Source organism: Bacillus piscicola, from assembly GCF_022458745.1.
Classification (GTDB): domain Bacteria; phylum Bacillota; class Bacilli; order Bacillales; family Marinococcaceae; genus Alteribacillus_A; species Alteribacillus_A piscicola.
The window spans coordinates 1-12613 of sequence record NZ_JAJJJF010000005.1 but is presented as its reverse complement, the minus strand read 5'-3'; the positions used below and the strand labels follow the sequence as shown (position 1 = coordinate 12613).

12 protein-coding genes and 10 tRNA genes are annotated in these 12613 nt (G+C 42.3%); 2 read left to right on the top strand and 20 right to left on the bottom strand.

The window, feature by feature from the left end:
• Nucleotides 1–27 precede the first annotated feature (27 nt).
• The 3 genes from yhbH to LOR49_RS09840 all read right to left on the bottom strand — a co-directional run bounded on the left by yhbH (nucleotide 28) and on the right by LOR49_RS09840 (nucleotide 3896).
• Nucleotides 28–1194, bottom strand: coding sequence for a sporulation protein YhbH (gene yhbH, locus LOR49_RS09850; protein ID WP_240376404.1), 1167 nt, complete (start codon nucleotides 1192–1194; stop codon nucleotides 28–30).
• A gap of 115 nt (nucleotides 1195–1309) precedes the next feature.
• Nucleotides 1310–1861: a signal peptidase I gene (gene lepB, locus LOR49_RS09845; RefSeq protein WP_240376402.1), complete on the bottom strand. Its 552-nt coding sequence runs from the start codon at nucleotides 1859–1861 to the stop codon at nucleotides 1310–1312.
• A gap of 139 nt (nucleotides 1862–2000) precedes the next feature.
• Nucleotides 2001–3896 (bottom strand): PrkA family serine protein kinase, encoded by a 1896-nt coding sequence (locus tag LOR49_RS09840; protein ID WP_240376400.1) that lies wholly within the window; start codon nucleotides 3894–3896, stop codon nucleotides 2001–2003.
• Nucleotides 3897–4072: 176 nt separating this feature from the next.
• Between LOR49_RS09840 and LOR49_RS09835 the strand changes: the two genes are divergently transcribed.
• Nucleotides 4073–5938, top strand: coding sequence for a transglycosylase domain-containing protein (locus tag LOR49_RS09835; RefSeq protein WP_240376398.1), 1866 nt, complete (start codon nucleotides 4073–4075; stop codon nucleotides 5936–5938).
• A gap of 93 nt (nucleotides 5939–6031) precedes the next feature.
• Here the strand turns inward: LOR49_RS09835 and LOR49_RS09830 are convergent, their stop codons facing one another.
• From LOR49_RS09830 to queG, 6 genes are all read right to left on the bottom strand, one after another.
• Nucleotides 6032–6589: a DUF5366 family protein gene (locus LOR49_RS09830; protein WP_240376396.1), complete on the bottom strand. Its 558-nt coding sequence runs from the start codon at nucleotides 6587–6589 to the stop codon at nucleotides 6032–6034.
• 71 nt (nucleotides 6590–6660) lie between these two features.
• Nucleotides 6661–6966 (bottom strand): antibiotic biosynthesis monooxygenase family protein, encoded by a 306-nt coding sequence (locus LOR49_RS09825; protein WP_240376394.1) that lies wholly within the window; start codon nucleotides 6964–6966, stop codon nucleotides 6661–6663.
• Nucleotides 6967–7258: 292 nt separating this feature from the next.
• Nucleotides 7259–7732, bottom strand: coding sequence for a tRNA (uridine(34)/cytosine(34)/5-carboxymethylaminomethyluridine(34)-2'-O)-methyltransferase TrmL (gene trmL, locus LOR49_RS09820; protein ID WP_240376393.1), 474 nt, complete (start codon nucleotides 7730–7732; stop codon nucleotides 7259–7261).
• A gap of 79 nt (nucleotides 7733–7811) precedes the next feature.
• Nucleotides 7812–8693, bottom strand: coding sequence for an amidase domain-containing protein (locus tag LOR49_RS09815; RefSeq protein WP_240376392.1), 882 nt, complete (start codon nucleotides 8691–8693; stop codon nucleotides 7812–7814).
• A 156-nt stretch (nucleotides 8694–8849) separates the two neighbouring features.
• A complete protein-coding gene (locus LOR49_RS09810) occupies nucleotides 8850–9359 on the bottom strand; it encodes a methylated-DNA--[protein]-cysteine S-methyltransferase (protein WP_240376391.1) in 510 nt (169 codons plus the stop codon).
• A gap of 14 nt (nucleotides 9360–9373) precedes the next feature.
• The gene (queG, locus tag LOR49_RS09805) at nucleotides 9374–10519 is read right to left on the bottom strand and encodes a tRNA epoxyqueuosine(34) reductase QueG (protein ID WP_240376390.1); all 1146 of its coding nucleotides are present in this window, start codon (nucleotides 10517–10519) and stop codon (nucleotides 9374–9376) included.
• A gap of 74 nt (nucleotides 10520–10593) precedes the next feature.
• Here queG and LOR49_RS09800 point away from each other — a divergent pair, with 74 nt between their 5' ends.
• The gene (locus tag LOR49_RS09800; RefSeq protein WP_240376388.1) at nucleotides 10594–11268 is read left to right on the top strand and encodes a hypothetical protein; all 675 of its coding nucleotides are present in this window, start codon (nucleotides 10594–10596) and stop codon (nucleotides 11266–11268) included.
• A 62-nt stretch (nucleotides 11269–11330) separates the two neighbouring features.
• Here LOR49_RS09800 and LOR49_RS09795 read toward each other — a convergent pair whose 3' ends face one another.
• The 11 genes from LOR49_RS09795 to LOR49_RS09745 all read right to left on the bottom strand — a co-directional run bounded on the left by LOR49_RS09795 (nucleotide 11331) and on the right by LOR49_RS09745 (nucleotide 12600).
• A complete protein-coding gene (locus tag LOR49_RS09795) occupies nucleotides 11331–11489 on the bottom strand; it encodes a hypothetical protein (RefSeq protein ID WP_240376386.1) in 159 nt (52 codons plus the stop codon).
• Between the two features lie 172 nt (nucleotides 11490–11661).
• Nucleotides 11662–11746 (bottom strand) — tRNA-Leu (locus LOR49_RS09790).
• Nucleotides 11747–11770: 24 nt separating this feature from the next.
• Nucleotides 11771–11860: transfer RNA gene (locus LOR49_RS09785), tRNA-Leu, on the bottom strand.
• A 15-nt stretch (nucleotides 11861–11875) separates the two neighbouring features.
• Nucleotides 11876–11950: transfer RNA gene (locus tag LOR49_RS09780), tRNA-Cys, on the bottom strand.
• Nucleotides 11951–11992: 42 nt separating this feature from the next.
• Nucleotides 11993–12067: transfer RNA gene (locus LOR49_RS09775), tRNA-Gly, on the bottom strand.
• Nucleotides 12068–12073: 6 nt separating this feature from the next.
• Nucleotides 12074–12148, bottom strand: a tRNA-Gln gene (locus LOR49_RS09770).
• Between the two features lie 10 nt (nucleotides 12149–12158).
• A tRNA-His gene (locus LOR49_RS09765) sits at nucleotides 12159–12234 on the bottom strand.
• Nucleotides 12235–12246: 12 nt separating this feature from the next.
• A tRNA-Trp gene (locus LOR49_RS09760) sits at nucleotides 12247–12320 on the bottom strand.
• Nucleotides 12321–12328: 8 nt separating this feature from the next.
• Nucleotides 12329–12414 (bottom strand) — tRNA-Tyr (locus tag LOR49_RS09755).
• Nucleotides 12415–12437: 23 nt separating this feature from the next.
• A tRNA-Thr gene (locus tag LOR49_RS09750) sits at nucleotides 12438–12513 on the bottom strand.
• An 11-nt stretch (nucleotides 12514–12524) separates the two neighbouring features.
• A tRNA-Phe gene (locus LOR49_RS09745) sits at nucleotides 12525–12600 on the bottom strand.
• Nucleotides 12601–12613 lie beyond the last annotated feature (13 nt).

Below are 12613 nucleotides of genomic sequence, written 5' to 3'. Positions count from 1 at the left end.
GTGAGACAGTCAAAATAGTGACCCTTTTTAAACGAGTCCAGGCTCTTCTTGAGAGAAAAAATACTTTAAGGAATGAAAAACATCTCCCTTTTGCTTTAAAATATAGCGCCTGAAGCGGATATCGTCTATTTTCTTATACGATTGCATTAAAGTGGAATGGCGCTGGTACTGATTTACTTCTGCATAACCTACCATGCTCGATGCGTCCATTAATTGATTAATTAAGCGTAGGCACCTTTGATTATCTGATGTCAAGTTATCCCCATCTGAGAAATGAAAAGGATAGATGTTATAGGATGCAGGATCATATTGTTTTTCTATTAACTCTAACGCCTTTTCGTAAGCGGAAGAACAGATCGTTCCACCGCTTTCTCCTTTTGAAAAAAAGTCATCCTCACTTACGACTTTCGCCTCCGTATGATGGGCAATAAATTCAATATGAACCGTTTCATATTTGGTCCGCAAAAACCGAACCATCCAGAAGAAAAAACTCCTTGCCATAAACTTTTCCCAGCGTCCCATTGATCCTGAGGTATCCATCATCGCAAGAACAACGGCCTTTGATTCTGGTTTCACTTTTTCATTCCAGGTCTTAAAGCGTAAATCGTCATTGTGAATCGGATTAATCTGCGGCTTACCTTCCATTGCGTTTCGCTTGAATGCCGATAAAATCGTACGCTTTTTATCAATATTTCCCATTAAGCCCTTTTTGCGAATGTCATTGAACTCAATATCTTCCACAACTATCTCATCTCGTTCCTTTTGCTGCAAATTCGGTAAAGACATTTCATTGAACAACAGCTTCTCTAATTCCAAAACAGATACTTCGGCTTCATAATAATCTTCGCCCGATTTGTCTCCGGGTTTCGTTCCGGCTGCACCTTTTTGTTGATTTCCTCCTGGCTCTCTCGCAATGACATCGCCTTCTTGGCTGTCTCCGTCACCCTGTCCTGTATATTTGTTATTATCCATATTGTAACGGATTTTGTACTCATCCACAGACCGGATTGGGATGCGGACAACGTCCTTGCCTTTAGACATAATAATGTTCTCTTCGCTAATGAGATCCGGGAGATTATTCTTGATTGCCTCTTGCACTTTTTCTTGGTGCCTTCGTTGATCTTGATGGCCTTTTCGATGCAGGGACCAGTCCTCTTTTGACACAATAAAGTTCTGTTTGCTGTTTCCTGTCATCATGGGCCCCCTTTCCTAGCTCCATGCCCATTTAAGAATGGTTACTCTATTCTATGCAGGGAAGACAAGATAATTGCAATAATTAAAAAAACCTTTGCTTTTCGCAAAGGCTTGTTTATTTTATAATCGTGAACTCATTTACAGGCCAGTAACGGATATTTGCCTTCCCGACAATCTCAGACATATCCACAAAACCAATCTGACGGCTATCCATACTGTTTTGCCGGTTATCACCAAGCACAAATACTTTTCCTTCGGGCACTTCCGAGAAACCAGTTACTTCTTCCAAAGTAAAGTCGTTTGTAAAAGGGCCATTTTCGTATGTGCTACGGTACGGAGTTAAGTATTCTTCCTCATACGCTTCTCCGTTTATATATAATGTATCGTCTTCATATTTGATATGATCTCCAGGAAGCCCGATGACTCGTTTAATGTAATCACTCTCTTCCGTCGCATGAAACACAATAAGATCAAAGCGGTCGGGATTAGTAAACTCGTAGCCGATTTTATTAATAATCAGACGTTCCCCATTTTCAATCGTCGGCATCATTGACTCTCCGTGCACCATATAATTGGCAAAGAAAAAAGTCCTGACAACTAAAACGATAACGATAACGATAACAAACGTCTTAACCCAATCCCATAATTCACGTGCTATTTGATTCATGCACCTTTCCTCCAATCGTATCTTTTATAATGTACCATTGTTTTTCTGTTTCTTCAATTATTGAATGTGATTTTAACCCATAGAAAAGCAGTCCTTCCGGGTGGGAAAGGACTGCTTTTCGTCTGTATGATTTTGAGCCTTATCGGTTTAAGAGGCTGCCGACATAGCGCAGTAATTCATTAGCTGAAACAGAATTGTAGCCGTGTTCATCAATTAAGCGTGCAATGACTTCGTTTATCTTTTTCAACTGAGACTCATCAGGGGTTTTCGTAGAGGTAGTAATTTTGACTACATCTTTTAAGTCGGCAAATAATTTTTTCTGAATAGCTTCCCGGAGACGCTCATGTGAATTGTAATCAAACTTTTTCCCTTTGCGGGCATAAGCAGAAATACGAATGAGGATTTCCTCTCGAAACGATCTCTTTGCATTTTCCGAAATGCCAATCTGTTCCTCAATCGAACGCATTAACTTCTCGTCCGGGCTCATTTCCTCTCCAGTTAACGGATCTTTCATTTTGCTTTTGTTACAATAAGCCTCCACATTATCTAAATAGTTATCCATAAGTGTTTTTGCTGATTCCTCATAGGAATAAACAAATGCTTTCTGCACTTCTTTTTTTGCAGCGTCGTCATACTCTTTCCTCGCAATCGAGATGAAATCTAAATACCGTTCCTTATCTTCATTGGAGATTGCCGGATGCTGGTCGAGACCATCTTTTAAGGAGCGCAGCACATCCAAGGCATTAATCGATGCCACATCTTTACGAATGATTGCAGAAGAAATCCGGTTTATAACATAACGTGGGTCTATACCATCCATTCCTTCATCGTGATATTCGTTTTTTAATTCATCCACATCCTGCTCTTTAAAACCCTCGAGTATCTCCCCGTCATAAAGACGCATTTTTTTAACAAGATCGACACTTTGTTTTTTTGGTTCTTTTAATCTGGTTAGCACCGAGAATATAGCGGCCGTCCGCAAAGCATGCGGTGCGATGTGTACATGCGACATATCACTTTCGCGGATCATTTTTTCATAAATTCGTTCTTCCTCCGATATTTTCAAGTTATACGGAATGTTCATGACAATAATCCGTGAGTGGAGTGCCTCATTCTTCTTGTTGGCTATGAAGGACTTGTATTCCGATTCGTTTGTGTGCGCTACTATAAGCTCATCCGCACTAATTAAGGCAAAGCGTCCCGCTTTAAAATTCCCCTCCTGTGTCAGCGACAGCAAGTGCCACAAAAATTTCTCGTCACACTTTAACATTTCTTGAAATTCCATCATTCCCCGATTCGCTTTGTTTAGTTCCCCATCAAACCGGTAAGCACGCGGATCAGACTCCGATCCATACTCGGCAATGGTTGAAAAATCGATACTCCCGGTCAAATCAGCAATGTCTTGCGATTTAGGATCAGAAGGGCTGAAAGTCCCAATCCCTACCCGCCTATCTTCGGAGAAAAATATCCTTTCCACCATTACGTCTTCAATGCGGCCGTCATATTCTGTTTCCAGACGCATCACGTTCAATGGTGACAAGTGACCCTCAATCCGGATCCCGTATTCCTGATAAAATTCTTCACGAAGATGAGGGGGGATGAGATGAAGGGGATCTTCGTGCATCGGGCATCCCTCAATGGCATATACTGCCCCTTTGTCCGTACGTGAATATTCCTCCAGCCCTCTCTTCAGTAAAGTCACGATTGTAGATTTACCACCACTCACCGGACCCATTAACAACAAGATCCTCTTCCTTACATCTAATCTCCGGGCCGCTGAATGAAAATACTCTTCCACTAGTTTTTCTAAAGCTTCTTCTAACCCATAAATTTCATCCCCAAAAAACTTGTACATTTTTTTATTGTCTCTTTCAATTACACCGGCATCTTTAATCATATTGTAAACACGGGAATGAGCTGTCTGCGCAATGTGCGGATTTTCTTTTAGTAACTCTAAATACTCCTTAAATGTTCCTCTCCAACGCAGCGTCTCTTCTTCTTCACGTGACTGCCTTACTTTATTCAAGATATTCAAGTTGAGAGCCCCCTTTTCCTTCCTAAAAAAACTAAGTTACAAAAAGCAGATTGGGCTGCTTCCTAAATTTCATGTTGATTACTTCATGTCTATGCAAAAATAATAGGAACATAACCTACTAACTTGCCGATATAAAAAGAGAATATAAAACCACCGAAATGAAAGTGTGATCATCCGTGCGAATAACAACCGGGTATTGCTTTATTTTAGGATTGCTTATCCTGTTTGCCTGCTTTTTCGTTGCCGTGCTTCAAGAAGGAAGAGAGGCTAAATCCATCACAACGGTACTTGAAGAAGAAATCAGCATCGATACGATTTCCATTGCGCAAAACAGCTATATGTACGACAAAAATATGGATCTTATTTCAGAGATTCGCAGTGAGGAGAACCGCCGTTATATCAGGTACAACGATATTCCCGAAAAAGTGCTCCAAGCCTTTCTTGCGACAGAAGACCGCTTTTTCTATGAACATGAGGGAGTCGATATATCAGCTGTATTCCGTGCGGTCATTACGAACTCAAAAGCTGGCAATATTGAGGAAGGTGCCAGCACGATAACGCAACAGGTTGTCCGCAATCTGTTTCTGACACAGGAACAAACATATAACCGCAAATTAAGCGAGGTTCTATACGCTTATCAAATGGAACAGACGTATTCCAAAGACAAAATTCTGGAACTTTACATAAATACTACTTATTATCAAAACGGCATCTATGGATTTGAGACTGCAAGCCGAACCTATTTCGGTAAAACCAGTCAACAGTTATCACTAGCTGAAACGGCTTTTCTTGCTGCAATTCCGGCTAATCCCTCTCATTATGACCCACTGCATCACAAGGAAAATACCCTCTTGCGACAACAATGGATCTTAACAAAAATGGAGGAAGCCGGCGTGATTTCTAAAGCAGAACAGGAAGAAGCATCCCAAGAATCGATATCGGTCAGTTACACGAAACCTCGGGATCTTTATCCTGACTACGTTGTTTATATTGAAAATGAATTAAAAGAATTAATTGCATCCCGAGAAGGTTTTACAAGGAGAATAAAACAGGCCAACGATGAAGAAAGAGAATTTGTTAAAAAGCAACTAGCGAGAAGGGTAAAAGATGTGCTTAAATCTGGTATCCACATTGAAACGGCATTAGATCCTTCCATCCAAAAACAAGTGATAGACAGAACTGACACCTATTTAAATAAGTGGCATGTTCAAGGGGCTGCGGTCGTTATTGATCATACCACCCACCAGATTAAAGCAATGAGCGGCGGGGCAAATTATCAAAAATATGACTTTCAGCGTGCCTTTCAAGCTTATCGGCAGCCTGGGTCAGCTATTAAACCGCTTCTTGTGTTCGGCCCTTATCTCGACCAAACGGGAAAAGAGGTAAACAGCCTGGTGAGCACCGCTCGGTTTTGTCACAACGGGTATTGTCCTTCCAACGCTGGTAGAAGTTTTTACGGATCCGTCTCCTTAAGTCATGCGTTTGCGAAGTCCTACAATACAGCAGCTATCCGGCTGTTTTCTGAAACCGGGGTGGATACCTCTTTTGGTTACCTTGAAAAGTTTGGCTTTTCAAAGATCCAGCATGGAGATTACCAATATCCAGCAGCATTGGGGGGCTTCACGTACGGCATGACACCACTAGAGATGACAAAGGCATACACGGTTTATTCCAATGCTGGTAAATATACAATTCCGCGTGGGATTTTACGTGTTACGGACAGCAAAGGGAACGTCATATATGAATGGAAAGAAAACACACAAAAAGTTTGGAGTCCGGAAACAAATGACAAGCTCCGCACCATGATGAGGAGGGTACTCACTGAGGGGACAGGTAAAAGAGCCAACATACCTAATCAACACGTTGGCGGCAAGACAGGAACTACAAATAATAGCCGTGATTTCTGGTTTTTAGGATACAATGACCGGTATACAACAGGCGTTTGGATTGGCCAAGATAACCCCAGCTCGTTAGCTCGCCTGCATTCTGCTCATCCTCATTTAACATTGTGGAAGGAAATTGTTACCGATTTACCTCAGTGAACTACTCGCCACTTAGCTTGAGGTGAAAGACGCCCGGGGCAAAAAATGACAAAAAAAAACCATTGGAGCAACCATATTGTGGATGCTCCAATGTTATAAAGGAAGGCTGTTAATAAAACTATTATAAAGCTTAATGGCTGCGAAGCAAACAGAAAACAGTAGCGCACTCCAAAAACTAACATGAAAGAAAACAGTGCCGATCAGCCCGCTACCATTCATCGTATCACTCACTTTATAGATAAAGTAAATAAAATAAATGAGCGTTGCAACGAGAAAACTGATACCTATTCCAACGGGAAATGTAACGAATAATAAAGAAATGGCGCCTCCAACCAAATACACCCACGAGCCGCCTCGGACTTTCTGCAGGCTTGCCCCTTCTTCATCCTTCGAAAAAAACAGCAAGGATAATTCGTTGATGGTATCAGCTATTAATTTTAATGCTGAAAAAACCATAAAGAAAAAAAGCATTAACAAAAAAAGCATCGTCAGCTTTATCCCTGCTTCGGAGAAAAACTCAAGCATGCCCGCATACAATCCAATGTCCGCAAGCCAAAGAGTGATGACATTCTCCATATAAATGGATAACGATAAGCTGAAAAACAAAATGGATATCAACGGAAAATGGCTCGTTATATAGGTGTTTTTCATGGAGTTCTTCCTTATCTTCTGTAGTTAATTACAGGTAAAAGTAATTAGTTTCCGTAACCATATTACTCTTATTATAAATGATGAATCACGTCAAAAGACTTTAATTCATTTCCAGAAGCAGGGCTTTTTTCTTTAGATGTTCCCTTTTCCTGGTGTGCCTTCTTAAATGCAGAGCTCTCAAGCCAATTATCATAAGATTGTTTCGAATCCCACTTTGTAAATACAATTTGTCTGCTGTTTTCTGAGTCTTCTTCTAAAAACATAAAATCCAAGCAGCCGGGCACATCTTTCATATTTTCCGCACTTTTTCCGAAGCGTGCCTTCATCGCTTCTTTTGCATCAGTCGGGACTTGTAGTTCATTCATTACTACATACATTCTAATCATTCCTCCTCTTAACAGCGTCAGGACAATTATACCAATGTCTTCATAGAGATGTCAGCACCGTGTCTGAGAAATATTCACATCCTGGCTGAAATAAGGTATAATAAGCGGAGGAAAAGAGGAAGTTAATAAGTGAAAAGGAGGCTCTTTTACATATGAAACTTATCTTGATACTAGGAGTATGTATAGCATTTCTCGTTTCTATTTTGACGGCCTGTGTTGAGGACAAGCCTCACAAAACTAGATAGTGTGTTTGAAAAAAGCGCCTTTCCAGGCGCTCTTTTAATTATGTTAAATCGGGGAACTGTTGCTGACGCAGAGCTTCGTAGATTACGATTGCCGCTGTATTCGACAAATTTAATGAACGAACTGCGTTGTTTTGCGGTATTCTTAAACATTTCTCTTGATACTGGGATGTCACGTCCTCCGGCAGTCCGCTTGTTTCTCTACCAAAAACAAAAAAATAATCTTTTTCCAAGTCGTTTACAGAGATGTCAGCGTACGTTTGATTACCGATTGTTTCAATAAAATAAAATTCACCCTGTTCCCATTTGCTAAATAGCTCTTGAAGGGAATCATAATAGTGAATGTCCACATGCGGCCAATAGTCACAGCCTGCTCGTTTTAACATCCGGTCCTCTGTCGAAAAACCTAAGGGCCGAATTAAATGCAGCCCTGTTCCTGTTCCGGCACATGTACGGGCAATATTCCCAGTATTAGCAGGAATTTCCGGCTGGTATAATACAATATGGTTGCTCATTTTTTACATCTCATCCTATCCTTAAAACATCACAATACTTTTTTCCTCTTATTATATCACAACGAGTTTCATTTCATTGTTACTGAATCCGGAAAAACTTATATTTAATATTAGGAGTCCAGGCAGTGGAATCGTCATATTTCCAATACCTTGCTCTGCTGTTAGAGGTTTGTGCATTAACAAGCGGTTCATTGTTTCCATCAAAGTTAGTTACGATTGTAGTGTGCTGCCAGCGGTTATCTCCGTTAAAATCGTAACAGATCACATCCCCAAGTCCTAAATCTGCTGCCTCCTCTACTTCGACTGCTGTTAGACCGCTAGTCGAGCTGCTCAAATACCAACGAAAAGAATGGGCCACAGACCAGCTGTAACTCCAACCATCATCTGTGTACCACCAGCCTTTTTCACGGTTTGGCATCCCCCGCATAGGGGCATTGCCCGCTCTCAGACATTGAGAAACAAAATTTGTGCAATTTACCGAAAAGGCTCGATATTGAGGGTTGTAATCATTCCACCATCGTTCCGCGTACTGCACTGCTTTTCTGCGATCATATACAAAGCTTCTTTCCCCCTTAATATCTGTGGGAGGAGAATGACGTGCGGCTTGCAGGGAAGAATCCTGTAAACGTTTATCAATAATAATTCGTCCAGCATGGGTTTTTGCTTCCCGTTTATGAATATGTTCCTCCAAATGGTAATGATCTTTTACTTTGATCAATTTTGTAAAATATAGTTGATACCGAACTAATTCCTCTAAATCAAGCCTTTGGATACGATACGGTTGGACCGAAACATCCATTTTAAGAAGCTCTCCTCCACGTCTTTCCAGTGATTCTCTGAAACGTTGAATAGTAAGAGTTTCTTGGGGAACGATTGTTTCGGGACGTCGTTCCGTGATACCAAGCTGATAATCCATCCACTCTCTAACGTGCTTCTCCAAAGCTTTCTCCCAGTTCCTCATCTTAAGGCCGCCCTCCCGTTACATCCTTCTTACATCCTTCTCACCTCCCTATCATTTCTATTGTCGTTTTTTTTGTTTAGTACAAGTTTCCGTAAAGCTATGGAAAAACACGGTCCCCATTAGGAAACCGTGTTGATTGTTACCGATATTATCAGCTCATCCCCATGCCCCTTCCAGACGAAGAAGAGCTATTTTCTTATCTAATCCGCCCCCATAACCAACTAACTTCCCGTTGCTCCCAATGACGCGATGACAAGGAATAAAAATGGATAAAGGATTTTTATTATTCGCGGAACCCACAGCTCGTACCGCTTTTTGGGAACCTGCCGCTGCTGCAATCTCTTTGTATGAACGGGTTTCGCCATATGGAATATGCTCCAAGGCATGCCACACTCGCCGTTGAAACGGAGTACCGAATAGTTCAAATGTGACTTCCATCTTTTCTCGCTTGCCCGAAAAGTATTCGTCAAGTTGCTGGATTACATCAGATAATGCAACACAGTCTTCTATCAATGTACCTCGCAAAGAATGTTTTGACCGCCATTTCTCAGCAACTGGTAGGACGTCTGAGACATTTCCGAATTGAACAAAACACAGCCCTTTATCTGTCGTTATCAACGTTATTGGACCGATGGGACTATTGTATTCTGCATAATAGACACGCATTGGTACCCCGCCTCTCAATCACATACCTGTTCATTGATAATAGCAAGTGATTTTTCAATTTCATCGATTACGTTAACATCATTTTCTTCCTTGATTGCTTGCTGAAGCCATGCCTCCCCTTGATCCGTACCAATTTTACCGAGAGACCAAGCTGCTGTTCCCCGAATCACGGGCCGGGGATCGCGAAGCAGGAGCTTTCCTAATGAATCCGTAGCTGCTTCATCTTTGTAGTTGCCAAGCGCGATCACGGCGTTCCGCTGAATTGGCTTTTTTCCTCGCCATGAACCGGAGAGCGAACCATACGTGTTTTTAAATTCGCGATTGCTTACCGATAATAAAGATAATAATTTTGGTTTAGCTATTTCTGGATCAGGTTCAAACTCTGTTTGATGATGAAAATCCATACCTTTATTCTCCGGGCAGACAGTCTGGCATGTATCACAACCGTACAGGCGATTACCTATTTTTTTCCGAAACTGTTCGGGCAGAAAGTCTTTTGTCTGTGTCAGGTAAGCAATACATTTGTTAGAATCAAGCTGACCGCCTTGAACAAGCGCATCAGTTGGACAAGCGTCCACACATTTATTACAAGAACCGCATTGTTCGGTAATTGGAGTATCCGGCGTAAGAGATAGAGTAGTGATGAGCTCTCCCAGATAAACGTAGGATCCAAACTCAGGGGTAATAATGGCACAGTTTTTTCCGCTCCAGCCAATGCCCGCCCGCTCGGCAACTGCACGATCCGATAATTCACCCGTGTCCACCATCGATTTACAGCGAGCCTGCGGAGCAATTTCTAATATAAATGCCTCTAATTGCTCTAGACGTTCACGGAGGACGTGATGATAATCTTCTCCCCAAGACGCTCGACAAAAACTTCCACGCCGCATCCCTTTTTTATTCCTTGGAGATGTTTTCATTTTCGAGGGGTAGGCAACCGCAATAGCTATGATTGTTTTAGCTTCAGGCAGCAGGCGTTCTGGCGTTATCCGTTTTTCAATATCCTTCTCTTCAAACCCAGACTGATATCCGAGCCGCCGCTGTTCAAGAAGCCGTTCTTTTAATGTTAAAAATGGATTCGCAGACGCAAAACCAATTTTATCAATACCTATCCGCTTACTGTAAGCAACAATCTGCTCTTTCAACTTTTCATGTTCCACCACTTTCTCCCTCCTTTGCGGTTCGGATGTGGTAAACTTCTATTAATAAAGAAAGAAACAAAAGGAGTTATTTTATGAAGGTAACCGTAGCAGATCCAATATTTAAGAAAATACCTCATTTTAAGGTAGGTATTATTTTTTATAAGGACATCGTTGTTGCTGAATCGCCACAAATGCTGAAAGGAAGACTGCGTTTTTTCCAAGAAAAAATAAAAACCGATCTTTTCGGCCAAACTATCTTAGATTATCCCGGTATCCGCGAATGGCGTGATACAAGCGAACAGGCAGGCCTGACCGATCAATGTTTCACTCATGAATCATTGTTCCAATCAATTCGTGATGGGAAAGATCTCCCTTTTATTCACTCAGCCGCAGATTTAACTACGTTCTTTTCCTTACAGTTTGAAATACCAATCAGCCTTTATGATTTTGACACTCTACGTGATTATATCAAAATTTCGTTTCAGGAAGAAGATGAAGCTGCTGTGCCGGACGGTGCACAACAAAATAGGCACATAATGGCATATGACAAGAATAGCAAATTGGGTGGTCCTGCTGACAACTTTCATTACGCGAACGTGACCATACACACAACAAATGCTATACAACTTTTTTATTTACGCCCTTCCATGGACACGAGTACGGCAAAAAAACTGCTTGATTCCGCCTCCAAGATGTTTACACAAATCCACAGTGGTACTGCATCCCCCTATATTCTTCACGAGTACAAGCGTGAAATTTCCCCATGAGTCCATATAACAACAAAAGGAGCAGGTTAGTACCCCTGCTCCGACTCCGTGTCTCCAAACGATTAACGATTTTCCTTCATTAACTCCCATAATTGGGCCTGCGTATCCTTAATATCTTTCAAATCTTTCTCGATCACAGACAGTCTGTCTAGGATTGGTTGGATTGACTCGTCAAGGTATCCTTGCAACCGCAGTGCTCTATCATCGTATTGTTCTGCCACTTTTACTGCCCCCTTACTTTAACTCAATTATAATTTCCCCGAAGATTGTATAACAAAACAAGCAAGTCAGCTGTGACCTTTGTCACAACACATGGAATGAACACAAAACTATGCTAAAAGCTCCTCACAGACGTGAGGAGCTAAAATTCAAAACTATTTTTAAAGGAAGTTATGGTAGCGGTGGCCGGGGTCGAACCGGCACTCCGTAAGGAACACGATTTTGAGTCGTGCGCGTCTGCCAATTCCGCCACACCGCCATATCATAACGAATAGAGTTAAAATGGTGCCGAGGGCCGGACTTGAACCGGCACGGTTGTAGACCAACCGCAGGATTTTAAGTCCTGTGTGTCTGCCAATTCCACCACCCCGGCAGGTGATAGTAAATGTGGAGGCGGCACCCGGATTCGAACCGGGGAATAAGGGTTTTGCAGACCCTGGCCTTACCACTTGGCTATGCCGCCATGTGCATGATTCTCACTTAAAGTATGCACACAGAGTGATAATGGAGCGGAAGACGGGATTCGAACCCGCGACCCCCACCTTGGCAAGGTGGTGTTCTACCACTGAACTACTTCCGCGTTTTATGGCTGGGCTAGCTGGATTCGAACCAGCGCATGACGGAGTCAAAGTCCGTTGCCTTACCGCTTGGCTATAGCCCAACATGTCACATGGGGCGATTGATGGGAATCGAACCCACGAGTGCCGGAGCCACAATCCGGTGCGTTAACCACTTCGCCACAATCGCCATTTCAAAAAATGGCAGGGGTAGTAGGAATCGAACCCACATCGACGGTTTTGGAGACCGCTGTTCTACCGTTGAACTATACCCCTATCACAAATGGTGGAGGGGGACGGACTCGAACCGCCGAACCCAAAGGGAGCAGATTTACAGTCTGCCGCGTTTGGCCAACTTCGCTACCCCTCCAAAAAGAGTTAATAGTTTTATAATGGTGCCGGCCAGAGGACTTGAACCCCCAACCTACTGATTACAAGTCAGTTGCTCTACCAATTGAGCTAGACCGGCATTACATAAAATGGTGGCTCGAGACGGAATCGAACCGCCGACACGAGGATTTTCAGTCCTCTGCTCTACCGACTGAGCTATCGAGCCATCGTGTTTTTTG

Excerpts from the sequence above, each read along its gene's own strand:
- LOR49_RS09815 (WP_240376392.1), bottom strand. The coding sequence starts at position 8,693 with ATGAGGAACTGGGAGAAAGCTTTGGAGAAGCACGTTAGAGAGTGGATG.
- LOR49_RS09800 (WP_240376388.1), top strand. The coding sequence starts at position 10,594 with ATGAAGGTAACCGTAGCAGATCCAATATTTAAGAAAATACCTCATTTT.
- lepB (WP_240376402.1), bottom strand. The coding sequence starts at position 1,861 with ATGAATCAAATAGCACGTGAATTATGGGATTGGGTTAAGACGTTTGTT.
- yhbH (WP_240376404.1), bottom strand. The coding sequence starts at position 1,194 with ATGACAGGAAACAGCAAACAGAACTTTATTGTGTCAAAAGAGGACTGG.
- LOR49_RS09830 (WP_240376396.1), bottom strand. The coding sequence starts at position 6,589 with ATGAAAAACACCTATATAACGAGCCATTTTCCGTTGATATCCATTTTG.
- LOR49_RS09810 (WP_240376391.1), bottom strand. The coding sequence starts at position 9,359 with ATGCGTGTCTATTATGCAGAATACAATAGTCCCATCGGTCCAATAACG.
- LOR49_RS09825 (WP_240376394.1), bottom strand. The coding sequence starts at position 6,966 with ATGTATGTAGTAATGAATGAACTACAAGTCCCGACTGATGCAAAAGAA.
- trmL (WP_240376393.1), bottom strand. The coding sequence starts at position 7,732 with ATGAGCAACCATATTGTATTATACCAGCCGGAAATTCCTGCTAATACT.